Source organism: Methylobacterium phyllosphaerae (assembly GCF_001936175.1).
Classification (GTDB): domain Bacteria; phylum Pseudomonadota; class Alphaproteobacteria; order Rhizobiales; family Beijerinckiaceae; genus Methylobacterium; species Methylobacterium fujisawaense.
This window is the reverse complement of the sequence record NZ_CP015367.1, coordinates 2,092,685-2,116,691: the sequence shown is the minus strand read 5'-3', so window position 1 is coordinate 2,116,691 and position 24,007 is coordinate 2,092,685. Positions and strand designations below refer to the sequence as shown.

The 24,007-nt window shown below is 70.5% G+C and carries 18 protein-coding genes; 17 read left to right on the top strand and 1 reads right to left on the bottom strand.

Annotation, left to right across the window (positions count from 1 at the left end; genetic code table 11):
• The first annotated feature begins 10 nt into the window (after positions 1 to 10).
• The 5 genes from MCBMB27_RS09415 to murD all read left to right on the top strand — a co-directional run bounded on the left by MCBMB27_RS09415 (position 11) and on the right by murD (position 7,518).
• The gene (locus MCBMB27_RS09415) at positions 11 to 1,852 is read left to right on the top strand and encodes a peptidoglycan D,D-transpeptidase FtsI family protein (RefSeq protein ID WP_418287734.1); all 1,842 of its coding nucleotides are present in this window, start codon (positions 11 to 13) and stop codon (positions 1,850 to 1,852) included.
• Between the two features lie 10 nt (positions 1,853 to 1,862).
• Positions 1,863 to 3,320, top strand: coding sequence for a UDP-N-acetylmuramoyl-L-alanyl-D-glutamate--2,6-diaminopimelate ligase (locus tag MCBMB27_RS09410; RefSeq protein WP_075380277.1), 1,458 nt, complete (start codon positions 1,863 to 1,865; stop codon positions 3,318 to 3,320).
• 20 nt (positions 3,321 to 3,340) lie between these two features.
• The gene (locus MCBMB27_RS09405) at positions 3,341 to 4,789 is read left to right on the top strand and encodes a UDP-N-acetylmuramoylalanyl-D-glutamyl-2,6-diaminopimelate--D-alanyl-D-alanine ligase (RefSeq protein ID WP_075380276.1); all 1,449 of its coding nucleotides are present in this window, start codon (positions 3,341 to 3,343) and stop codon (positions 4,787 to 4,789) included.
• 77 nt (positions 4,790 to 4,866) lie between these two features.
• On the top strand, positions 4,867 to 5,952 hold the full coding sequence (mraY, locus tag MCBMB27_RS09400; RefSeq protein ID WP_043356717.1) for a phospho-N-acetylmuramoyl-pentapeptide-transferase: 1,086 nt from the start codon (positions 4,867 to 4,869) through the stop codon (positions 5,950 to 5,952).
• A 201-nt stretch (positions 5,953 to 6,153) separates the two neighbouring features.
• Positions 6,154 to 7,518, top strand: a complete 1,365-nt coding sequence (murD, locus tag MCBMB27_RS09395; protein WP_043384245.1) for a UDP-N-acetylmuramoyl-L-alanine--D-glutamate ligase — start codon at positions 6,154 to 6,156, stop codon at positions 7,516 to 7,518.
• A 13-nt stretch (positions 7,519 to 7,531) separates the two neighbouring features.
• On the opposite strand, the gene MCBMB27_RS09390 is transcribed toward murD, so the two are convergent.
• Positions 7,532 to 9,007 carry a methyl-accepting chemotaxis protein gene (locus MCBMB27_RS09390; RefSeq protein WP_053608389.1) on the bottom strand — a complete coding sequence of 492 codons (1,476 nt, stop codon included), beginning with the start codon at positions 9,005 to 9,007 and terminating at the stop codon, positions 7,532 to 7,534.
• Between the two features lie 263 nt (positions 9,008 to 9,270).
• Between MCBMB27_RS09390 and MCBMB27_RS09385 the strand changes: the two genes are divergently transcribed.
• The 12 genes from MCBMB27_RS09385 to recN all read left to right on the top strand — a co-directional run bounded on the left by MCBMB27_RS09385 (position 9,271) and on the right by recN (position 23,946).
• Entirely contained in the window at positions 9,271 to 10,437 is a 1,167-nt protein-coding gene (locus MCBMB27_RS09385; protein ID WP_043356321.1) for an FtsW/RodA/SpoVE family cell cycle protein, read from the top strand.
• Positions 10,434 to 11,543: an undecaprenyldiphospho-muramoylpentapeptide beta-N-acetylglucosaminyltransferase gene (murG, locus tag MCBMB27_RS09380; RefSeq protein WP_075380275.1), complete on the top strand. Its 1,110-nt coding sequence runs from the start codon at positions 10,434 to 10,436 to the stop codon at positions 11,541 to 11,543. The genes MCBMB27_RS09385 and murG overlap by 4 nt, the downstream gene beginning before the upstream one ends.
• A 49-nt stretch (positions 11,544 to 11,592) precedes the next feature.
• Positions 11,593 to 12,999 (top strand): UDP-N-acetylmuramate--L-alanine ligase, encoded by a 1,407-nt coding sequence (gene murC, locus MCBMB27_RS09375; protein WP_043356325.1) that lies wholly within the window; start codon positions 11,593 to 11,595, stop codon positions 12,997 to 12,999.
• A 4-nt stretch (positions 13,000 to 13,003) separates the two neighbouring features.
• Positions 13,004 to 13,537, top strand: a complete 534-nt coding sequence (locus tag MCBMB27_RS09370) for a DUF559 domain-containing protein (RefSeq protein ID WP_075380274.1) — start codon at positions 13,004 to 13,006, stop codon at positions 13,535 to 13,537.
• The gene (murB, locus tag MCBMB27_RS09365) at positions 13,534 to 14,460 is read left to right on the top strand and encodes a UDP-N-acetylmuramate dehydrogenase (protein WP_053608386.1); all 927 of its coding nucleotides are present in this window, start codon (positions 13,534 to 13,536) and stop codon (positions 14,458 to 14,460) included. Before MCBMB27_RS09370 ends, murB begins: the two co-directional genes overlap by 4 nt.
• Before the next feature lie 111 nt (positions 14,461 to 14,571).
• Positions 14,572 to 15,495 carry a D-alanine--D-alanine ligase gene (locus MCBMB27_RS09360; RefSeq protein ID WP_075380273.1) on the top strand — a complete coding sequence of 308 codons (924 nt, stop codon included), beginning with the start codon at positions 14,572 to 14,574 and terminating at the stop codon, positions 15,493 to 15,495.
• Positions 15,462 to 16,415, top strand: a complete 954-nt coding sequence (locus MCBMB27_RS09355) for a cell division protein FtsQ/DivIB (RefSeq protein WP_043356333.1) — start codon at positions 15,462 to 15,464, stop codon at positions 16,413 to 16,415. Before MCBMB27_RS09360 ends, MCBMB27_RS09355 begins: the two co-directional genes overlap by 34 nt.
• Positions 16,416 to 16,467: 52 nt before the next feature.
• The gene (gene ftsA, locus MCBMB27_RS09350; protein WP_043384227.1) at positions 16,468 to 17,790 is read left to right on the top strand and encodes a cell division protein FtsA; all 1,323 of its coding nucleotides are present in this window, start codon (positions 16,468 to 16,470) and stop codon (positions 17,788 to 17,790) included.
• A 93-nt stretch (positions 17,791 to 17,883) separates the two neighbouring features.
• Complete coding sequence (gene ftsZ / locus MCBMB27_RS09345; protein ID WP_075380272.1) at positions 17,884 to 19,641, top strand: cell division protein FtsZ; 1,758 nt, start codon at positions 17,884 to 17,886, stop codon at positions 19,639 to 19,641.
• A 438-nt stretch (positions 19,642 to 20,079) separates the two neighbouring features.
• Positions 20,080 to 21,027, top strand: a complete 948-nt coding sequence (gene lpxC / locus MCBMB27_RS09340; RefSeq protein WP_043345543.1) for a UDP-3-O-acyl-N-acetylglucosamine deacetylase — start codon at positions 20,080 to 20,082, stop codon at positions 21,025 to 21,027.
• A gap of 191 nt (positions 21,028 to 21,218) precedes the next feature.
• Entirely contained in the window at positions 21,219 to 22,100 is an 882-nt protein-coding gene (locus MCBMB27_RS09335; protein ID WP_043345570.1) for an outer membrane protein assembly factor BamD, read from the top strand.
• 172 nt (positions 22,101 to 22,272) lie between these two features.
• Positions 22,273 to 23,946 (top strand): DNA repair protein RecN, encoded by a 1,674-nt coding sequence (recN, locus tag MCBMB27_RS09330; protein WP_075380271.1) that lies wholly within the window; start codon positions 22,273 to 22,275, stop codon positions 23,944 to 23,946.
• The last annotated feature ends 61 nt before the right edge of the window (positions 23,947 to 24,007 follow it).

Below are 24,007 nucleotides of genomic sequence, written 5' to 3'. Positions count from 1 at the left end.
CGAGCCCGCCGTGTCGGACCACGAGGCCGCGCTTCTCGAGGCTGCCGCGCTGGCGCATGCCGCGGGCGCGCCGCGCCCTGTCGAGGAGGAGGCGCGCGAGCCGGTGCCGCCGTCGGAGCGCGCAAAGCTGCTCCTGCGGAGCATGTTCCGGCTGGCCATCGAGCGCTCGCACATGCGCGTCGCCCTGGTCGGCCTGGTCTTCGTGGGCGTGTTCGGGACGATCTCCGCCAAGCTCCTGATGATGGCGATCTTCGGGGATCCGCCCAGCCAGGAGCACCGGGTCGCGGCCGCATCCTCGACCGCCTTCCGGCCCGACATCATCGACCGGAACGGCGAGATCCTGGCCACCGACATCCGCACGGTCTCGGTCTTCGCCGAACCCGGGAACATCTACGACAAGGACGAGGCGGTGGAACTCCTCACCGCGGTCCTGCCGGAACTCAACGCCTCCGAGCTGCGCGCCAAGCTCACCCAGCGCAAGGACAAGAAGGGCGCCGGCTTCGTCTGGGTGAAGCGCGAGCTGACCCCGAAGCAGCAGGCCGAGGTCCACCGGCTCGGCATCCCGGGCATCGGCTTCCTGCCCGACCACAAGCGCGTCTACCCGAACGGCGTCGCGGCCGCCCACATCCTGGGCGCGACGAACCTCGACGGCATCGGCATCGCCGGCATGGAGAAGTACATCGACTCCACCGGCCTGCAGGCCCTCAACAGCTTCGGGCTGATCAACAAGCAGGCCGACCTGAAGCCGGTGCAGCTGTCGATCGACCTGCGCGCGCAGTTCGCCGTCCGCGACGAGCTGGCCTGGGGCATCGACCACTTCAAGGCCAAGGCCGGCGCCTCCATGATCCTCGACGTGAAGACCGGCGAGGTCATCGCGCTCGTGTCCATGCCCGATTTCGACCCGAACGATCCCAAGGATGCGCTCTCGCCGGATCGCATCAACCGCATGAATGTCGGCGTCTACGAGATGGGCTCGACCTTCAAGGCGATGACGCTGGCCATGGCGCTCGATTCCGGAAAGTACAACGTCAACTCGACCTTCGACACCCGGGGCGGCGTGCTGAACTGGGGCCGGCAGAAGATCCACGAGTACCACGGCACCAACCGGGTCATCACGATGCCGGAGGTGTTCACCCACTCCTCCAACATCGGCTCCGCCAAGATGGCGCTCGGCGTCGGCGTGCCCGGTCACAAGGCCTTCCTGAAGAAGATGGGCCTGCTCGACCGGCTGCGGACCGAGCTGCCCGAGAGCGCGGCGCCGATCGTTCCGTCCCGCTGGACCGAGATCAACACCATCACCATCGCCTTCGGCCACGGCATCGCGGTGGCGCCGATCCAGGCGGCGGCAGCGGTGGCGGCCATCGCCAATGGCGGCGACCTGATCACCCCGACCTTCCTCAAGGCGAACCCCGACGACAAGGCGCGATCCACCCACGTCCTGTCGGGCCAGACCTCCGAGGCGATGCGCTACATCATGCGGCTCAACGCCTCCGAGGGCTCGGCCAAGAAGGCCGCGGTCCCGTACTACTTCGTCGGCGGCAAGACCGGCACGGCCGAGAAGGTGATCGGCGGACGCTATATTCACAACCGCCTGTTCACGACCTTCATGGCGGCGGCGCCGATGAACGACCCGAAGTACCTGTTCGTCACGATCATGGACGAGCCGCAGGGCCTGCCGGAATCCGGCGGCTATGCCACCGCGGCCTGGAATTCCGGCGTGGTCACCGGCAAGGTGATCGAGCGCGTGGCGCCGATCCTCGGCCTGCCGCCGCAATTCGAGCCGCCGGTGAGGCCGTTCCCGCAGATGGTCAAGCTCAACGCCTACCACATCAACCAGCTCGGCGGCCCATGAGGGTGGATTCATGAGTGCGCGGCTCGCCGACCTCTTCCCCGAGGCCACCGGCCCGGCCGCGGACCTGACCGTATCGGACCTCACGGCCGACAGCCGGCAGGTCGCCACCGGCACGGTGTTCGTGGCGGTGCCGGGCACGAAGGCCGATGGCCGGCGCTTCGCCGCGCAGGCCGCCCAGCGCGGCGCCGCCGCGGTGGCCGGGGAGGGGGCCCGCCCCGCCGACCTGCCGGACGCGGTCGCCTGGATCCCGGTCGCCGACGCGCGCCGGTCGCTCGCTCTCGCCGCGGCCCGCCTCGCCGGCGCGCAGCCCGGGACCGTGGTGGCCGTCACCGGCACCGCCGGCAAGAGTTCGGTGGCCGACTTCGTGCGCCAGATCCTGGCCCGCCTCGGCCGCGACGCCGCGAGCCTCGGCACCGTCGGAATCGTCACGAACCGCGGCGCGCAGTACGGCTCCCTGACCACCCCGGACCCGGTGACGCTGCACCGGACGCTGGCGCGTCTCGCCGCCGAGGGCGTCACCGACCTCGCCATGGAGGCCTCCTCCCACGGGATCGAGCAGCGCCGGCTCGACGGCGTGCGCCTCGACGCGGCGGGCTTCACCAATCTCGGGCGGGACCATCTCGACTACCACACGAGCATCGAGGAATACCTCGCGGCCAAGGTGCGCCTGTTCACAGACCTGCTGCCGCCGGGCTGCCCGGCCATCGTCAATGCCGACGGCGCCTATGCCGAGCGGGTGATCGCCGCGGCCGAAGGCGCAGGGCGGCCGGTCCGCACGGTCGGGCGGGGCGGCCGGGATCTGCACGTCGAATCCGTCCGGACCGAGGGGTTCGCGCAGGCCGCCCGGGTCCTGTTCGCCGGCCGGGCCCGGGATCTGCGCCTGCCGCTCGTCGGCGAATTCCAGGTGGAGAACGCCCTGGTGGCGGCCGGCCTCGCCCTCGCCACACCGGCGGGCGCCGCCGATCCCGACGGCGTCTTCGCCGCGCTCGACCATCTCACCGGCGTCCCCGGCCGCATGGAGCGGATCGGCGAGGCGCGGGGCGGGCTCTGCCTCGTCGACTACGCCCACAAGCCGGAGGCCCTGGAGAGCGTGCTCGCTGCGCTCCGCCCGTTCGCGTCGGGCCGGCTGATCGTGGTCTTCGGCTGCGGCGGCGACCGCGACCGGGGCAAGCGGCCGCTGATGGGCGCCATCGCGAAGCGGCTCGCCGACGTCGTCATCGTCACGGACGACAACCCGCGCACCGAGGATCCCGCCACCATCCGCCGGGCGATCCTGGACGCCGCTCCGGGCGCAGAGGAGATCGGCGACCGCTCCGAGGCGATTCACAGCGCCGTCGGCCGGCTCGGACCAGGCGATGTCCTAGTCGTGGCCGGCAAGGGCCATGAAACCGGCCAGATCGTGGGGGATCGCACGCTGCCGTTCTCGGACCATGCGGTCCTGCGTGCCGCGATTGCCGCGGCGGCCTGAGGACGACGGGGGAATCGACGATGACCGCACTCTGGACGCGGGAGGAGCTGGAATCCGCGACGGGCGGCCGACTGATCGGCCCCGAGCGCGCCATCGGCGGCGCCTCGATCGACACCCGCACGCTCCAGCCCGGCGACCTGTTCTTCGCGATCCGCGGCGATGCACGCGACGGCCACGACTTCGTTCCCGACGCCCTGGGCCGCGGGGCCGGCGCCGCGGTGGTGAGCGCGTCCCGCCTCGGGGACCTCGCGTCCCACGGTCCCGTCCTGACGGTGCCCGAAGCGGGCGCCGACCCGGTACTCACCGCGATGGTGCGTCTCGGCGCCGCCGCCCGCGCCCGGACAGGCGCGCAGGTCGTGGCCGTCACCGGCTCGGTCGGCAAGACCGGGACCAAGGAGGCGCTGCGCCACGTCCTGGCCGAGCAGGGGGAGACCCACGCCTCGGCGGCCTCCTACAACAATCATTGGGGCGTGCCCCTGACCCTGGCGCGGATGCCGCGCTCCACGCGCTACGGCGTGTTCGAGATCGGCATGAACCACGGCGGCGAGATCGTGCCGCTGACCGCCCAGGTCCGCCCCGACATCGCGCTCATCACCACCATCGCGCCCGCCCATATCGAACATTTCCTCTCGCTCGCCGCCATCGCGGACGCCAAGGGCGAGATCTTCTCCGGGATCCAGCCCGGCGGCGTGGCGATCGTCAACCGCGACGTTCCGCATTTCGACCGGCTCGCGGCCCACGCGCAGGCCTCCCGGGCGGGACGGGTCGTCACCTTCGGCGAGCACCCGGAATCCGACGTGCGCGCCTTGAAGATCGTGCTCCGCCCTGACCTGTCGGTGATCGACGCGGCGGTGATGGGCCAGCCCGTCACCTACAAGCTCGGCACGGCCGGACGGCACGCGGCGCTGAACTCGCTCGGCGTCATGGCGGTGGTCCACAGCCTCGGGGCCGACCTCGCCCGCGCCGCCTTGTCTCTGGGCAGCCTGACGCCGCCGGCGGGCCGCGGCGAGCGCACCGCCCTCGAGATCGGTGGCGGCACCGCCTACCTCGTGGACGAGAGCTACAATGCCAACCCCGTCGCGGTCCGCGCGGCGCTGGCGACGCTCGCCGGGATCGAGACCGGACCCCGCGGACGCCGGATCGCGGTGCTGGGCGACATGCTGGAACTCGGCGCCGCCGCGCCCGACCTGCACCGCGGCCTCGCGGAGGCGATCGAGGCGGCACGGATCGACCTCGTCTTCACGGCCGGTCCGCTGATGCGCCACCTGTTCGAGGCCCTGCCGGTGAGCCGCCGCGGCGCCGTGACCGACACCGCCGCCGACCTGCTCGAGCCGCTCGCCCGGAATCTCAGATCCGGCGACGTCGTCATGGTAAAAGGATCGAACGGCAGCCGCATGGGCCGGATTGTCGAGGCGCTGAAAGCCCGCTACGCGGTCGATCCGACCCGGCGGACCCAGGCCGTCCCGTGACCGGCACGTCCGCGCGTTCGGCGCAGCCGGCGCCGCTCCCCGAAACCTGAGCCTGAACAAGGGGGCCGAGCGCCCGGATGCTGTACCTTCTCTCGGACCTGAGCAGCGCCTTCACGCCGCTCAACGTGTTCCGCTACATCACCTTCCGCACCGGCGGCGCGCTGTTCACCGCGGGCCTGTTCGTGTTCTGGTTCGGCCCCTGGATCATCTCGCTGCTGCGGATCCGCCAGGGCAAGGGTCAGCCGATCCGCGAGGACGGGCCGCAGACCCATCTGCTGACCAAGCGCGGCACGCCGACCATGGGCGGCCTGATGATCCTGGCCGGCGCCGTGGTGGCGATCCTGCTCTGGGCCAACCCGCGCAACCACTATGTCTGGGTGACGCTGACCGTCACGCTCGGCTTCGGTGCGATCGGCTTCTACGACGATTACCTCAAGGTCACGAAGCAGTCGCACAAGGGGTTCTCGGGCAAGTTCCGCCTCGCCCTCGAGGCCGTGATCGCCATGGCGGCCTGCTTCACCGTCGCGGTCTATTCCCCCGCCGCCCTCCAGAACCAGCTCGCCTTCCCGGTGTTCAAGGACGCCCTCCTCAATCTCGGCTGGTTCTACCCGCTGTTCGGCGCCTTCGTGATCGTCGGGGCGGGCAATTCCGTGAACATGACCGATGGCCTCGATGGCCTGGCGATCGTGCCGGTGATGATCGCCTGCGGCACCTTCGGGTTCATCGCCTATCTCGTCGGCAACTCGTTCACCGCCAGCTATCTGCAGGTGAACTACGTCCGCGACACGGGCGAACTGGCCGTGGTCTGCGGCGCGGTGATCGGTGCCGGTCTCGGCTTCCTCTGGTTCAACGCGCCGCCGGCCCAGATCTTCATGGGTGACACCGGCTCCCTGGCGCTGGGTGGCCTGCTCGGCTCCATCGCGGTGGCGACGAAGCACGAGATCGTCCTGGCGATCGTCGGCGGGCTGTTCGTCCTGGAGATGATGTCGGTGATCATCCAGGTTGCCTCGTTCAAGCTCACGGGCAAGCGCGTCTTCCGCATGGCGCCGATCCACCACCATTTCGAGCAGAAGGGCTGGAAGGAGCCGCAGGTGGTGATCCGCTTCTGGATCATCGCGGTGATCCTGGCGATGGCCGGTCTGGCGACGCTGAAGCTGCGCTGAAAAACTGTGCTAGAGGGGCGATGAAAGTGGGCGATCCCACGCTCGCCCTCATCCTGAGGTGCTGCGCAGCAGCCTCGAAGGAGCCCTCCAGCCGGCCACGCGATCCCTGGAGCCCTTCGAGACCTCCGCTGCGCGCCGGCACGACGGGATGAGACGGCGGGCGGGATCGGCCGGGTTCGGCTGCCGCATCCAGAGTTCCGCATGACCCCCGTCACCGTCTTCCAGGAAAAGACCGTCGCCCTGTTCGGACTCGGCGGCTCCGGACTTGCCACGGCGCTGGCGTTGAAGGCCGGCGGCGCGGGGGTGCAGGCCTGGGACGACAATGCCGACAGCCTCGCGCGGGCGCGGGAGGCCGGGATCGAGACGCGGGACCTGCGCGAGGCCGACTGGTCCGGCTTCGCCGCCCTCGTGCTCAGCCCGGGCGTGCCGCTGACCCATCCCGAGCCGCACTGGAGCGTCCGGCTCGCCCGGGACGCGGGCGTCGCGATCATCGGCGACATCGAGCTGTTCTGCCGGGAGCGGCGGGCCCAGGCGGCGGGGGCGCCGTTCGTGGCGATCACCGGGACCAACGGCAAGTCGACCACCACGGCGCTGATCGCCCATGTCCTCGCCCAGGCGGGCCGCGACGTTCAGATGGGCGGCAATATCGGCACCGCGATCCTGTCGCTGGAGCCCCCCGCGGCGGACCGCGTCCATGTGATCGAGATGTCGTCGTTCCAGATCGACCTGACGCCGAGCCTCGACCCGAGCGTCGGCGTGCTGATGAACATCACCCCCGACCATCTCGACCGCCACGGCACCATGGAGCAGTACGCGGCCATCAAGGAGCGCCTGATCCAGGGCGCCGGCCTCGCGGTGGTCGGCATCGACGACGCGCCGAGCCGGGCGATCGCCGACCGGCGCGGCGCCGACCTCGTGCGCGTCCACGTGCCCCACGGCGACGTGCTGTGCACCGACGCGCTGACGGTGCGCGAGGGGATCGTCCGCGATGTCGACGGCACGGCGCTCGCGGACGTCAACGGGATCGGCTCCCTCCGGGGGGCACATAACTGGCAGAATGCAGGCGTTGCGGTGGCGGTGGCGCGGGCCCTCGGCCTGTCGCCGGAGCAGATCCAGGCGGGTCTGACGTCCTTTCCGGGCCTGCCGCACCGGATGGAGGAGGTGGGACGGCGCGGCCACGTCCTGTTCGTCAACGATTCCAAGGCGACCAACGCCGATTCCACCGAGAAGGCGCTCACCGCCTTCCGGGACATCCACTGGATCCTCGGCGGCAAGGCCAAGGAGGGCGGCATCTTCCCGCTGGTGCCGTATTTCGAGCGGGTCGCCCACGCCTACCTGATTGGCGCCGCCTCGGATGCCTTCGCGGCGACCCTGGAGGGCGCAGTGCCCTACACCCGCTGCGAGACCCTCGAGAACGCCGTCCCGAAGGCTGCCGAGAACGCCGCCGCCTCGGGCGCGCCGGAGCCGGTGGTGCTGCTGTCACCGGCCTGCGCGTCCTACGACCAGTTCCGGAACTTCGAGATCCGCGGCAACCGCTTCCGCGAGCTGGTCCAGGCGCTGCCCTGAGGGTGCGCCGCTCTCAGCGCGCGAGAACCTTGGCGGCGTCGCGGGTGGTGCCGACCGCCTGCGAGACGTTGGCCACCGACTGGACGATCGCCCCGATATTGCCGGTGATGGCCGTGACGGCGCCCGCGGCGCTCTGCATGTTCTCGGCGAGGTCCCGGGTCACGGTGCTCTGCTCCTCGATGGCGGCCGCGGTGGCCACCACGGTCTCGCGCATCACCGAGACCGAGGATCCGATCGAACTGAGCGCCTGCACGACCTCCTGCGAGACGCGCTGCACGCTGGCGATCTCGCCGTTGATCTGGCCGGTGGCGCGCGCCGCCTGATCGGCCAGCGCCTTCACCTCCGAGGCCACGACCGCGAAGCCGCGGCCCGCCGCCCCCGCCCGGGCGGCCTCGATGGTGGCGTTCAGCGCCAGCAGGTTGATCTGGCCGGCGATATCCCGGATCAGGCCGACGATGCCGGTCATCGCGGTGGCGGTCTCGGCGAGGCGCTTGGTGTGGCCATCCGCGTCCTGGACGCAGGCATAGGCGGTGTCGGTGGCGCCCTGGGAGCGCACGATGCTCTGGGACATCTCCGCCACCGACGCCGCGAGTTCCTCGGCCGCGGCCGCGACGGTCTGGACGTTGCCGGAGGTGGAATCCGCCGCCGACGAGGCCAGCGCGGCCGCCTTCGTCGAATGCGTCACCGCCTGCTCGATCTCGCCGAAATTCTGGTCGATGAGCGTCCGGAGATTGGCGAGCAGCCGGACCTGATCGCTGATGTCGGTGGCGAACTTCACCACCTTGTAGGGGCGTCCGGCGGCATCGAGGATCGGGTTGTAGGAGGCCTGGATCCAGACCTCGCGGCCGTCCTTGCCGATCCGCCGGAACTGGGCGGCCTGATAGGTTCCGTTCCGCAGGGCCGCCCAGAAGGCCCGGTACCCCTCGCTCTCGCGGTGGGCGGGGTCCACGAACAGGCTGTGATGCTGCCCGATCACCTCGTCGCGGGTGTAGCCCATCGCGGTCAGGAAATTGTCGTTGACCGCCGTCACCGTGCCGTCGAGATCGAAGGCGATGACCGCCTGCACCTTGTCGATCGCGGCGATCTGGCCGGCGCGGTCGGCCTCCTCGGTCCGCTGCTGCGTGATGTCGGTGGCGAACTTCACCACCTTGTAGGGGCGGCCGCGGACGTCGAGCATCGGATTGTACGAGGCCTGGATCCAGATCGGCCGGCCGCCGCGGCCCACCCGCTGAAATTGACCGGATTCGAATGCGCCGGACCGAAGGCGTTCCCAGAAGGCCCGGTAGTCCGGCGCGTCCCGCTGGGCCGAATCCATGAACAGGCTGTGGTGCTGCCCGACGATCTCGGGCAGCGTGTACCCGACGACGTCGAGGAAATTGCGGTTCGCCGAGAGGATTCGCCCGGCCAGATCGAACTCGATCACGCCCTGAACCCGGTCGAGGGCCGCGAGCTTGGCATGCGCTTCACGGACGTTCAGGGCAGAAAACATGGCGCGTCGGCTTCCTCTGGGCGGGCCAGGCGCAGCGCGCCTCGACCCGCCGGGGGTACACCTGAAAGTTGCAATGGGAAGATTAACATAGGGTGTCTTTATACCAGTATAAAACCGGTCGAATACAGCACTCCACCGCAGGCCGGTTTCGCGGCGGCCGAAAGCCCACGCGGCGACCATAAGGCTCCGTTTACCATTCCTGCACAGGATCAGGCCCGACCCGCGCGGATCGGCATCCGCGCGGCCTGGAGTCGTTGCCCGGCATGATGTCACGCGCGGAACGCACGCCCCTGACGGACTGGTGGTGGACCGTGGACCGCGGTCTGCTCGCGGCCCTGTTCGCGCTGATGATCGCGGGTCTGGTCTTCCTGATGGGCGGCGGCCCCCCGGTGGCCGAACGCATCGGCCTCCCGACCTTCTACTTCCTCAACCGGCAGGCGATGTACCTCGCGCCGACCATCCTGCTGATCTGCGCGGTGTCGTTCCTGTCGCTGCGCGGCATCCGGCGGCTCGCGCTGGTCACCTGGGTCTGCGGCGTCGTCCTGTGCCTGCTCGCCGGCAAGTTCGGGCCCGAGATCAAGGGCGCGCACCGCTGGATCCAGTTCGGCTCCTTCGGCCTGCAGCCCTCGGAATTCGTGAAGCCCGCCTTCGTGGTCGTCGCCGCCTGGGCCTTCTCGGAAGGCGCCCAGCGCCGCGACATGCCGGGCGGGATCCTCGCCCTGCTGCTGCTGCCGATCACCATCGTGCCGCTGCTGCTCCAGCCCGATTTCGGCCAGACCATGCTGATTACCATGGTGTGGTGCGCGCTGTTCTTCGTGGCCGGCCTCCACCTGATCTGGGTGGCCGTCCTCGGCGTGCTGGGCCTCGGAGGCGTGTTCGCTGCCTATCTGTTCTTCCATCACGTGCGTGAGCGCTTCAACAAGTTCCTCGACCGGGATTCCGGCGGCGGCTTCCAGGATTTCTGGTCGCGGGAATCCTTCCGCTCGGGCGGCTGGTTCGGGACCGGGCCGGGGGAGGGCGTGGCCAAGCGCCACCTGCCGGACGCGCATACCGACTTCATCTTCTCGGTCACCGGCGAGGAGTTCGGCGTGATCGTCTGCCTGTGCCTCGTGGCCCTGTTCGCCTTCATCGTCCTGCGCGGCCTCAAGCTCGCCCGCCGCACCGACGACACCTTCTCGCGGCTGGCGATCACCGGCCTGACCACGCTGTTCGGCCTCCAGGCCTGCATCAACATGGCGGTGAACACCCAGCTGATGCCCGCCAAGGGCATGACGCTGCCCTTCGTCTCCTACGGCGGCTCCTCGCTGATCTCGCTGGCGCTCGGCACCGGCTTCCTCGTCGCCCTGACCCGCAAGCGCCCCCGCACCGTGATGCTCAGCCAGAAGCCCCCCGGCACCGCGCCCGCCACCGTCGCCGGAGTGATGCGGTGACGGTCTTCACCCCCACGATCCTGCTCTGCGCGGGCGGCACCGGCGGACACCTGTTCCCGGCCGAGAGCCTCGCCCACGCCCTGCGCGCCCGCGGCATCCGGGTGGCCCTCGCCACCGACGCCCGGGTCGATGCCATCGCGTCCGAGTTCCCGGCCTCCGAGGTCGTCACCATCGCCTCGGCGACGCCGTCCGGCCGCTCGCCGCTGAAGCGGGCCGGCGCCGTGCTGACGCTCGGCCGCGGCTTCGGCGTGGCCGCGAAGGAGATCCGACGGATCAACCCGGCCGCCATCGTGGGCTTCGGGGGCTATCCGACCGTCCCGCCGGTGCTGGCCGGCCAGATCCTGCGCGTGCCGACGATCCTGCACGAACAGAATGCCGTGATGGGCCGGGCCAACGCCTTCCTGGCGCGGGGCGCCCGCACCATCGCCACCGGCTTCAAGGACGTGCGCGGCGTGCCCGAGAAGGCCAAAGCCCCGCGGATCCACACCGGCAACCCGCTTCGCCCGGCGGTGATCGAGGCGGCGAAGATCCCGTATCCCCCCTTCGGTCCGGATGACGCCCTGCGGCTCCTGGTCTTCGGCGGCAGCCAGGGCGCCCGGGTCATGGGCGAGGTCGTGCCCGAGGCGATCGCCCGTCTGCCCGAAGCGCTGCGCGCCCGGCTGCACCTCGTCCAGCAGGTCCGGCCCGAGGACCTGACGGCGGTGCAGAACCGCTACCTCGCCATGGGTCTCGCGGGGATCGAGGCGGCGCCCTTCTTCAAGGACCTGCCGGCCCGCATGGCCGCGAGCCACCTCGTGGTCTCGCGCTCGGGCGCCTCGACGGTCTCCGAACTGGCGGCGATCGGCCGCCCGGCGATCCTGGTCCCGCTGCCCGGCTCGCTGGATCAGGACCAGGCCGCCAACGCCGCGACCCTCGACGCGATCGGCGCGGCGCTGGCGGTGAAACAGTCGGATTTCACGCCCGAGCGCCTCGCCGCGGACCTCACGGCCTGCTTCGAGACGCCGGCAAAATTGACCGCAGCGGCCGATGCGGCCAGAAGCGCGGGCATCCATGACGCCGCCGAGAGGCTGGCCGAGGTCGTCGTCGAGACGGCCGCCCGCACCTGATCCTCCCGGGATTCCGCACCGGCGATCCCGACACCAGACGGTTCGACCCATGAAGCTGCCCGACAAGCTCGGACCCATCCACTTCATCGGCATCGGCGGTATCGGCATGTCCGGCATCGCCGAGGTGATGCACAACCTCGGCTACACGGTGCAGGGGTCGGACGCCTCGGACAACACCAATGTCCGCCGTCTCGCCGAGAAGGGCATGCGCACCTTCGTGGGCCACGACGCCCAGAACGTCGAGGAGGCGGCCCTGGTCGTCGTCTCCACGGCGATCCAGCGCGACAATCCCGAGCTGCAAGCCGCCCGGGAGCGCCGTCTGCCGGTGGTGCGCCGGGCCGAGATGCTGGCGGAGCTGATGCGCTTCAAGTCCTGCGTGGCCATCGCGGGCACGCATGGCAAGACCACGACCACGTCGCTGGTCGCGACGCTGCTGCTGGCCGGCAACCTCGACCCGACGGTGATCAACGGCGGCATCATCAACGCCTTCGGCACCAATGCCCGCATGGGCGAGGGCGACTGGATGGTGGTGGAGGCCGACGAGTCCGACGGCACCTTCCTGAAGCTGCCGGCGGACGTCGCCATCGTCACCAACATCGACCCCGAGCATCTCGATCATTTCGGCTCGTTCGATGCCGTGAAGGACGCGTTCCGGCGGTTCATCGACAACATCCCGTTCTACGGCTTCGCGGTGATGTGCATCGACCATCCGGTGGTGCAGGATCTCGTCGGCCATATCGAGGACCGGCGGATCATCACCTACGGCGAGAACCCGCAGGCGGACGTGCGCCTGATCGACGTGGACCTGCGCGGCGGCCAGAGCCGCTTCCGGGTGATGATCCGCGACCGCCGCCCCGGCTACCGGATGGAGATGGAGGACCTGGTCCTGCCGATGCCGGGCAAGCACAACGCGCTCAACGCCACCGCGGCGCTCGCGGTGGCGCACGAGCTCGGCGTGAAGCCCGACGCGATCCGCCAGGCGCTCGCCGGCTTCGGCGGCGTCAAGCGGCGCTTCACCCGCACCGGCGAGTGGAACGGCGCGACGATCTTCGACGATTACGGACACCATCCGGTGGAGATCAAGGCGGTGCTCAAGGCCGCGCGCGCCTCGACCGAGCACGGCGTGATCGCCGTGGTGCAGCCACACCGCTATACCCGGCTGCAATCGCTCTTCGACGATTTCTGCACCTGCTTCAACGATGCCGACACGGTGATCGTGGCGCCGGTCTACGCGGCCGGCGAGACGCCGATCGAGGGCTTCGACCGCGACAGCCTTGTGGCGGGCCTGCGCTCCCGCGGCCACCGCGACGCCCGGGCGCTGGAGCGGCCGGAGGAACTTTCGGGGATCATCGCGGAGCTCGCCAAGCCGGGCGACTACGTGGTGTGCCTCGGGGCCGGTACGATCACCCAATGGGCCTACGCGCTGCCGGGCGAATTGGCCGCGCGGGGACGGTGAGGGGATGCGCGGGGCCGATCCGGAACCGACCCGTTTCCGGCGATGCCTGCGCGGATCACTGACCGAGGCCGAGCGCCGTCTCCGGTGCCGCTTGCGGGACCGGCGTCTCGGCGGGGCCGAGGTCGTCCGGCAGGAATCGATCAGGCGCTCTGTCGCGGAGTTCGACTGCCGAACGTCACGCCTGATTGGCGAGCGGAATGGCGACCACCACGCGGACAGCGACCATGGCGTTCGGGCCCCGTGGCTGACCGCACAGGACTCTCGCGTCCTGGGGTTCTGGAATGCCGGGATCGTGAACACCGTCGCCCGCGTCCGAGACACGATCTTGTCCGTGCCGCCCTCAACTCACCGCCTGCCGCGAGAGGGTCGCGACGACCCCGTCGTCGGCACGGACCGCCCGAAGGGCGAAGGTGAGGGGGCGGCTTCAGTCGAGCCACAGCTGGAGCCGCCCCCTCACCCTCGGCTGCCGCCCCGATGCGACGACACGGTCGTCGCATCCCTCTCCCCGCAGGCGGGGAGCGGGGAGATCCAAAGATGACCGCATCCCTCCACGACCGAATCCGCGCCGCCGCGCCCGATCTTCGCGGGCGCCTGCTCGCCGACCAGCCGCTGGCCGACCTCACCTGGTTCCGGGTCGGCGGCCCCGCCGAGGTCCTGTTCACCCCGGCCGACGAGGAGGATCTGGCGCGCCTCCTCGCCACCCTGGACCCCGACGTGCCGGTCACGGTCATCGGTCTCGGCTCGAACCTGATCGTCCGCGACGGCGGGGTGCCGGGCGTGGTGGTCCGGCTCGGCGGCAAGGCGTTCGGCAGCGTCGCGATCGACGGCGACACGCTGGCCGTGGGCACCGCGGTTCCCGACATGCGCCTCGCCAAGGCGGCCGCCGAGGCCGGTCTCGACGGGCTCGCCTTCTACCGCGGCATCCCGGGCTCGATCGGCGGCGCGCTGCGCATGAATGCCGGCGCGCATGGCGGCGAGACCACCGACGTGCTGGTGGAAGCGCGCGGAATCGACCGCCGGGGCGCATTGCGCACCTTCAGCCACGCCGACATGGGCTTCTCCTACCGGCATTCGGATGCCCCGGAGGACGTCATCTTCACGAGCGCCCTGTTCCGGGGCAAGCCCGGCGACCGGGCCGCCATCGAGGCGGAGATGGAGCGGGTCACGGCCGCCCGTGAGGCCGCCCAGCCGATCCGCGAGCGGACCGGCGGCTCGACCTTCGCCAATCCCGAGGGCGGCAAGGCGTGGCAGCTCATCGACGCCGCCGGTTGCCGGGGCCTGACCCGGGGCGGCGCCCAGGTCAGCGAGATGCACTGCAATTTCCTGATCAACACCGGCCATGCGACCGCCGCCGATATCGAGGGACTCGGCGAGGAAGTCCGTCGCCGGGTGCGCGAGACGAGCGGCGTCGAGCTGCGCTGGGAGATCCGGCGGATCGGCGCGGCGGCCGCCCCCCGGTGAGCGCGGTGTTCCCGTCTCGCCGATGCGGCCGGGATACGGTGCTCGTCTGCCACCGGTGACCGTCCGGTCCCTGCAGAGTCTGTTTGAAGCCGACCTATTCGAGGTGCCCTGATGTCCAAGCACGTCGCCGTCCTGCTGGGCGGCACCTCCGCCGAGCGCGAAGTCTCGCTCAGTTCCGGCAAGGCCTGCGCCGACGCCCTCGAAGGCGAGGGCTACCGGGTCACCCGGGTCGATGTCGGTCCCGATATCGCCTCCGTGCTGACGGCGCTCAAGCCGGACGTGGCCTTCAACGCGCTGCACGGCCCGGACGGGGAGGACGGCACGATCCAGGGTCTCCTGGAGATCCTCAGGATCCCCTACACCCATTCCGGCGTCCTCGCCTCGGCGCTCGCGATGAACAAGGAGCAGGCCAAGACCGTCATGCGCGCGGCCGGCGTCGACGTGCCGGAAGGCCGGATCGTTAACCGTCGTGAGGCCGCCGGGACACACCCCCTGCCGCCACCCTATGTGGTGAAACCCATCGCCGAGGGCTCCTCGGTGGGTGTGATCATCGTGCGCGACGGGCGCTCGCACCCGCCCCAGATCCTCGCCTCCGAGGAGTGGACGTTCGGCGAGCAAGTCCTTGTAGAACCTTACATAGCCGGCCGCGAGCTCACCTGCGGGGTGATGGGCGACAGGGCCCTCGGCGTGATCGAGGTGAAGGCCGCGACGGGGGATTGGTACGACTACGACGCTAAATACGCCCCGGGGGGGTCGGTGCACGTGCTCCCGGCCGAACTTAAACCAAATGTTTACCAGCGTGTCCAAGAACTGTCGTTAACGGCGCATCAAGCACTGGGCTGTCGGGGCGTCAGCCGTGCCGACCTTCGCTACGACGACACACCGGGTGGAACCGGTCTGCTCGTCGTGCTGGAGGTCAACACGCAACCCGGCATGACCCAGACGAGCCTTGTGCCGGAGATGGCGGCCCATGCGGGCCTGAGTTTCGGTGAGCTCGTCCGATGGATGGTGGAGGACGCTTCCCTGAATCGCTGAGCGGCGACGCCGCCGGCCGGACCGGTCCCGCGCGCCTCGCTGGCGCGATCCTGGGCCGGCTCGCCGGCCGCGTCTCGCCTCGGTCGCTCTCGGTCCGCCGGGCTCGCTCGGGTCAGCGCCTGAGCGAGCGCCTGCCGCGCGGCGTCGGCGTGGTGGCGGTCTCCGTGTCCGCCGCCGCCATGGCGCTCGCCGGTTTCGTGGCGAGTGGCCGCTACGACGCCTTCGTGGCGGAGCAGGGCCGTCCCCTCGACATCGCGGCGCGCGTCGCGGGCTTCGGCGTCGAGCGCGTCACCATCTCGGGCATCTCCCGGATGTACGAGCGCGAGGTGCTGGCCGCCGCCGGCATCGACTGGCGCTCCTCGGTTCCCTTCCTCGACGTCAACGAGGTCCGCGAGCGGCTGCTGCGCGTGCCGCTGATCGCCCAGGCCTCCGTCCGGAAGATCTATCCCAACGAGATCGCCATCACCCAGGTGGAGCGCGAGCCCGCGGCCCTCTGGCAGAAGAACGGCGAGATCAGCGTGATCGCCGCCGACGGCACCGTCATCGACGCCATGCGGGACGACCGCTATGCCAGCCTCCCCCTGGTGGTCGGCGACGACGCCAACACCAAGCTTCCGGAATATCTCGCCCTCATCGCCGCCGCCGGACCGCTCGCCGAGCGGATCAAGGCCGGCACCTACGTGTCCGGTCGGCGCTGGACCCTCAAGTTCGACGGCATCGACGTGCGCCTGCCCGAGGCCGACCCGGCCGCGGCGCTCGCCCGCCTCGTCCGGTTCGAGCGCGAGGCCGGCCTGCTTGAGAAGGACATCATCGCGGTGGACCTGCGCATGCCGGACCGCCTCGTGGTGCGCCTGACCGAGGAGGCCGCCGCCGCCCGTGCGGAAGCCCAGAAGGCGAAGAAGAAGGGCGCGGCCAGCTGATGCCCTTCCTGTCGATCTCCGCCCGTCCCGCCTCCCGCGTCCGGTAGCGTCAATGCACAGCCAACACGGCCTCACGCCGCGCTTGAAGCCGCTCTCCGCCCGGCGCTCGACCACCCTCTCGGTGCTCGATATCGGCACGAGCAAGGTGGTCTGCCTCATCGCCGAGCTGCAGCCCGCCGAGGCGCTCACCACGCTGCGCGGGCGCACCCACCTCGCGCGCATCATCGGCATCGGCCACCAGCGCTCGCTCGGCCTGAAGGGCGGCGCCATCGTCGACCTCGCCGCCGCCGAGGGCGCGATCCGTCAGGCGGTCCACGCCGCCGAGCGGATGGCCAAGGTCGAGGTCCAGTCGGTCATCGTCAACATGTCGGGCGGCCGGCTCGCCTCTCAGCATTTCCAGGCGCGGGTGAACGTCCGCTCCGGCACCGTCACGGGCAGCGACGTCGAGCGGGTGCTCGAGACCGCGAGCGCCCACGGCGTCAGCCCCGGCCGGGCCGTGCTGCACGCCCTGCCCACCGGCTACGCCCTGGACGGGCAGGGCGCCGTCATCGACCCGTCGGGCATGATCGGCGAGGCGCTCAGCGTCGACCTGCACGTGGTCACCAGCGAGCTGGCCGCCGCCCGCAACGTCATGCTGGCGGTGGAGCATTGCCACCTCGGCGTCGAGGCGGTGATCGCCACGCCCTACGCGGCCGGACTCTCCGCGCTCGTGGACGACGAGGCCGAGATGGGCGTCTGCGTCGTCGACATGGGCGGCGGCACCACCAGCGTCGGCGTGTTCTCCGGCGGGCACCTCGTCCACGTGGACGCCCTGGCGGTGGGCGGGCACCACGTCACCATGGACATCGCCCGCGGCCTCTCCACCCGGATGGCCGCGGCCGAGCGGCTGAAGACCCTCTACGGCTCGGCCCTGTCCACGCCTTCCGACGACCGCGACATGATCGCGGTGCACGGGGTCGGCGAGGACGAGGGCGAGGCCCCGGCCCACATCCCGCGCTCGCAGCTCGTGCGGATCATCAAGCCGCGGGTCGAGGAGGTGGTCGAGCTGGTCCGCGACCGCCTGCGGGACGCGGGCTTCGCGGCCCAGGCCGGACGGCGTGTGGTTCTCACCGGCGGCGCCAGCCAGCTCGTCGGCCTGCCGGAGGTCGCCCGCCGCGTCCTCCAGGGTCAGGTGCGAATCGGACGGCCCCTCGGGATCCGGGGTCTGCCGGAAGCCGCAAAGGGCCCGGCCTTCTCGGCGGCGGTCGGCCTGCTGGTCTACCCGCAGGTGGCGCATGCCGAGCATTTCGAGCCGCGGGGGCACGGCGCCTTCGCGGCGACCGGAACCGACAACTACCTGAACCGGGTCGGCCGCTGGCTCCGGGACAGCTTCTAGGGTTTCGCATCCGCCCCCGCGGACGGGCGGATCGAAGAGTATCCGGCGCCCAGGCGTCGCACGGAAAGCACAGTTAGCGAGAGGCTCGACACCATGGCCATCACCCTCCAGGCGCCGGACATCCGGGAACTCAAGCCCCGCATCACCGTCTTCGGCGTCGGCGGCGCCGGCGGCAACGCCGTCAACAACATGATCGAGTCGGGCCTGCTCGGCTGCGAATTCGTCGTGGCCAATACGGACGCCCAGGCGCTCACCTCCTCGAAGGCCGAGCGGGTGATCCAGATGGGCCTGGGTGTGACGCAGGGCCTCGGCGCCGGCTCGCACCCGGAGGTCGGCTCGGCCGCCGCCGACGAGGTGATCGACGAGATCCGTGATCAGCTCTCGGGCGCCCACATGTGCTTCATCACCGCCGGCATGGGCGGCGGCACCGGCACCGGCGCCGCTCCGGTCATCGCCCGTGCGGCCCGCGACATGGGCATCCTGACGGTCGGCGTCGTGACGAAGCCGTTCCAGTTCGAGGGCATGCGCCGCATGCGCACCGCCGAATCCGGCATCCAGGAGCTGCAGGCCGCGGTCGACACCCTGATCGTGATCCCGAACCAGAACCTGTTCCGGGTCGCCAACGAGAAGACCACCTTCGCGGACGCCTTCGCGATGGCCGACCAGGTGCTCTACTCCGGCGTCGCCTGCATCACCGACCTGATGGTGAAGGAAGGCCTCATCAACCTCGACTTCGCCGACGTCCGCGCGATCATGCGGGGCATGGGCAAGGCCATGATGGGCACCGGCGAGGCCTCCGGCGAGAAGCGCGCCAACCGCGCCGCCGAGGCGGCCATCGCCAATCCGCTCCTCGACGACGTCTCCATGAAGGGGGCCCGCGGCCTGCTGATCTCGATCACGGGCGGCTCGGACCTGACCCTGTACGAGCTCGACGAGGCCGCGACCCGCATCCGCGAGGAAGTCGACCAGGACGCCAACATCATCCTGGGCGCCACCTTCGACGAGAGCCTCGACGGCATCATCCGCGTGTCAGTGGTCGCCACCGGCATCGAGCCGCTGCTGATCTCGGCGAACTCGCCCAACAACCCGGCCATCGCCGAGACCGAGCAGCGCATCGCGGAGGTTGCCGAGCGCCTGCGCGCCGAGGCCCGCTCTCGCGCCGCCTCGCCGGTGCCGAGCATCCGCACCGAGTCGGCCGCGCCGGCCCCCGCGCCGCAGCCCAGCACGGAGATGCGGGCCGAGCCGCGGATCGAGAGCCGCATGGAGAGCGCCGCGCCGGTGACCCGCGACGACGTCGTGCTCGCCCCGGCCCAGGCGCGCGCCGCGGCACCGTTCGTCCCGGCTCCCGCACCGCAGCGGGCCGAGCCGGCCCCCGCCATCGAGGCCGGCCCGTTCGTGCCGCCGCGTCCCGCCGCCCCGACGGGCACGCCGCTCGCCCGCGCTCCGCGCATGCCGCAGATCCACGAGCTGCCGCCGATCGCCCAGACCCAGATCATGGCGAACCGCGCGGCCGAGGAGGCCGCTCCGGAATCCAAGCGGACCTCGCTGCTGCGCCGGCTCGCCACCGTGGGCTTCGGCGGCCGCCGCGAGGACATGGAGGGCGCCCCGGCAGCCCGGCCGGCCTCTCCCGCCGCCCCGCAGCCGCATTTGGCCCAGCCGCACATGGCCCAGCCGCACATGGCCCAGTCCCACGTGCCGCCGGCCCCCCGTGCCCCGGCCGCGCCCGCGGTGCCGCAATACCGCCCGGCCCAGGGCAACCTCGACGCGCAGGGCCGGGTCTCCGCGCAGCCCCGGATGATGGACGACGATCAGCTCGAGATCCCCGCCTTCCTGCGCCGTCAGGCGAACTGACAGGCCGAGATCTCGGACACGGCAGGGGGCCGGCGGGAAACCGCCGGCCCCTTCGCGCTGCAACAAAGCAACTCGTGGTTGTTACAGCCTGAAACAGGCCCCATCGCGTGGGCATGCGGCGTCTCGCGAGGCCGGGACCGTGGTGCATCCGCGCCACAGAACGGCCGCCGCTTAGCCATGCGTTAACCAAGCTTTAAGCCTTTGATGGACCAGCGTTTTGCGGCAACGAGCCGGTAAGCGTGTCTGTAACAGACCGTAAGAATCCGTGATTTGGCTGCCCTGTGCGGTGCAGCTATAGAAACCATGTGATCGAGACGACACGCATCGGGACACAACCTGATCGCGTGGGCTAGGGCATCAAGCAGCGGACGGATCAGTCGGTTTTCTCTTCACCCCCGGTCGGGGTGTCGGGATCTGGTCGCGCCCGGGGGCTAAGGAATGCGAACGCACAAACAGACGACCCTCAAAGGGCCGGCGACTCTCTCGGGCATCGGAGTTCACTCCGGCAATCCCGCCGAGATCACGATCCGGCCCGCTCCGGCCAATCATGGCATCGCCTTCCTCCGCACCGGCACCACTCACGGCAACGACCGCCTGATCAAGGCACACCACGCCCTCGTCTCCGCCACGGAACTCTGCACCGTTCTGGGGGACGTTGAGACGGGCGCAGTCGCCACCGTCGAGCACCTGATGTCCGCCCTGTTCGGCCTGGGCGTCGACAACGCCCTGATCGAGATCGACGGCCCGGAGATGCCGATCCTCGACGGATCCGCGCTCCCCTTCGTCCAGGCGATCGACCAAGTGGGGATCGCCACCTGCGACACCCCCCGGCGCTGGCTCAAGATCCTCCGCCACGTCCGCATCGAGACCGGCACGTCCTTCGCGGAGCTGCGTCCGATCGATCGCGGCTTCCGCCTCGATGTCGAGATCGATTTCGAGAGCCCGGTGATCGGCCGCTCCCGCAAGGCGATGGACCTCTCGCCCGCCACCTATCGCCGCGAGATCGCCGGCGCCCGCACCTTCGGGATGATGCGGGACGTGGAGCGCTACTGGAAGGCGGGCTTCGCCCTCGGCGCCTCGCTGGAGAACACCGTGGCGGTCGGCGAGACCGCGGTGGTCAACCCCGAGGGGCTGCGCTTCCAGGACGAATTCGTCCGCCACAAGATCCTCGACGCGATCGGCGACCTGGCGCTGGCCGGGTTGCCGATCCAGGGCGCCTACCGCTCCTATTGCGGCGGCCACCGGATGAATGTCGGCGTGCTCTCGGCCCTCTTCGCCGACCGGGCGAACTACGCCATCGTCGAGGCGCAGGGCTCGCGCCGCGAGACCGTTTTGTCCGAACTCGGCGTCGGCCTCGGCATCGCCGCCTTCGCGGGCGACCTCTAGAAAGCGCCTGTGGCCGGTGGGACACAGCCGGCAACCGATCCTGGCTGCCGCAGCCTTGCCGCTTTCGTGCCCGAATCGAACGTCACGGTTTAACGGTCCGTGAACGGCGGGCACGGCCCGGGGCGGGCCGGATCCACCCACGCGATGGCATGACGGCGCGAGACGGCGCCGGTTCCGGGAAAGAGCGCCAGATGCCTGTCACCATTCGTCATCGCCGGGGAGCGGCCTTCGCGGCGCCCCTCGTGGCCATCCTCGGCCTGGGCCTCGGCGGCTGCGACTTCGACCCGACCAGCATCTTCGCTGAGAAGTACAAACCCGAAGTCGTCCCGGACGTCCCGGCCGACAAGCTGTACAGCGATGGCTTGGCCAAGCTCGAGGACAGCGACTACGAGGGCGCGGTCAAGAAATTCGACAATCTGGACAAGCAGTATCAGTATTCCGAGTGGTCTCGGAAGGCACTGCTGATGACGGCCTACGCCAACTACGAAGGCCAGAAATACGACGACGCCATCAGCGCCTCGAAGCGTTACCTGCAGCGGCATCCGGCCAGCAAGGACGCCGCCTACGCGCAGTACCTGATGGCGATGTCGAACTATAAGCAGATCCCGGACGTCACCCGCGATCAGGACCGGTCCGAGAAGGCGCTCGTCGCCCTCCAGGAACTGGTACAGAAGTATCCGACATCGGAATACGCTGCTGACGCGAAGGCGAAGATCCAGATCACCCGCGATCAGCTCGCCGGCAAGGAGATGGAGATCGGCCGCTTCTACCTCGAGAAGCGGAATTTCCCGGCGGCGATCAACCGCTTCCGCGACGTGGTCGCCAAGTACCAGACCACCCGCCACGCCGAGGAGGCCCTGGAGCGCCTGACCGAGGCCTACTGGGCGCTGGGCATCACCCAGGAGGCGCAGAATGCCGCCGCGGTGCTCGGACACAACTTCCCGGAAAGCCCCTGGTACAAGGACGCCCACGCGCTCCTGGCTCAGGGCGGCCTCGAGCCCCGCGAGGAGAAGTCCTCGTTCCTCTCGAAGATCTACCGCACGGTCACCGGCAAGACCGCCTCGGCCGAGTAGGCATCGGAGCCCGCAACCGGGCCGTCCCGCGCACAGATCGAGGCCCGGAGCCGCCGCTCCGGGCCTTTCCCGTTGCGGCGCCCCCTTGCGTGGTGCGACGCATTTTTGGGGTGAATCCGCGCCGCAGCGGCCTTATGTGTGCGGTCCCGTCCTGAGGAATCCCCGTCGCCGCATGCTGGCGCAGCTCGCGATTCGCGACATCGTCCTGATCGACAGGCTCGAACTGAATTTTCGATCGGGACTCAGCGTCCTGACCGGAGAGACGGGCGCGGGCAAATCGATCCTGCTCGACGCCTTCGCCCTGGCCCTCGGCGGTCGTGGCGACGGCCGCCTGGTGCGTCACGGCGAGGCGCAGGGCGTGGTCACGGCGGTCTTCGACCTGCCCGTCGACCATCCCGCGCGCCGGATCGCGGAGGAGGCCGAGATCGACACCGAGGGCGACCTGATCCTGCGCCGGACCCAGATGGCGGACGGCCGGACCCGCGCCTTCGTCAACGACCAGCCGGTGGGCGTGCAGGTCCTGCGGGCGATCGGCGCGGCCCTCGTGGAGATCCACGGGCAGCACGACGACCGGGCGCTCGCCGACCCCGCCTCGCACCGCGCGATCTTGGACGCCTTCGGCGGGCTTCAGCCCCAGCTCGCCAAGGTCGGCACCGCCGCTCGGGCCGTCCGGACGGCTCGGACCGAACTCGCCGAGCACCGCGCCCGGGTCGAGACGGCCCGCAAGGAGGCCGACTTCCTGCGCCATTCCGTGGAGGAACTCGCCGAACTCGCGCCGCTTCCGGGGGAGGAGGCGCAGCTCGCCGAGCGCCGCACCATCATGCAGCAATCCGAGAAGGTGGCGCGCGAACTCAGCGAGGCGCTGGAGGCGGTCGGCGGACCCCATTCCGGCGTGCCGCATCTCTCGGCCGCCCTGCGCAAGCTGGAGCGCCGCGCCGCGCAGCTGCCGGCCCTCGTCGACCCGTGCGTGAACGCCCTCGACGCCGCGATGGTCGCCCTGGACGAAGCCCGGGCGGTCCTCGATGCTGCAGTGGCCGAGACGGAGTTCGATCCCCGCGACCTGGAGCGCGTGGAGGAGCGGCTCTTCGCCCTGCGCGCCGCGTCGCGCAAGTACGACGTGCCCGCCGACGACCTCGCCGCCCTGGCGGAGCGCTACGCCAACGACGTCGCGGCCATCGATGCCGGCGAGGCGGCGCTGTCCGGCCTCGAGGAGGGGCTCGCGACGGCGGAGGCCGCCTACGCCGAGGCTGCCGAGAAGCTCAGCGCCGGGCGCCGCCGGGCGGCCAAGCAGCTCGACGCCGCCGTGAAGGCCGAGCTGCCGCCCCTCAAGCTGGAGCGGGCCCGGTTCATCACCGAGATCGTCACGGATCCGGATACCCGCGATGCCGCCGGCACCGACCGCGTCGAGTTCTGGGCCCAGACAAACCCGGGGACCAAGCCCGGTCCGATGATGAAGGTCGCCTCGGGTGGCGAGCTGTCGCGCTTCATGCTGGCGCTCAAGGTGGTGCTGGCCGACAAGGGCTCCGCTCCGACCCTCATCTTCGACGAGATCGATACCGGGGTCGGCGGCGCGGTGGCGGACGCCATCGGGCTGCGCCTCGCCCGGCTGGCGGCCACCGTGCAGGTGGTCGCGGTGACCCATGCCCCCCAGGTTGCCGCGCGCGCCGAGACGCATTTCCTGATCGCCAAGGCGCCCGTGAAGGGGGCCGGCCGCGTCGCCACCCGCGTGTCGAGCCTGCCGGTCGCCGAGCGCCGGGAGGAGATCGCCCGGATGCTGGCGGGCGCCACCGTCACCGACGAAGCCCGGGCGGCAGCCGCGCGCCTGCTTCAGGGCGCCGAGGCGTAGCCCGGCGACAGCCTTAACCGTTGGTTGAGCTTAACGATGCGTTAACTATTCGACTTGAAAG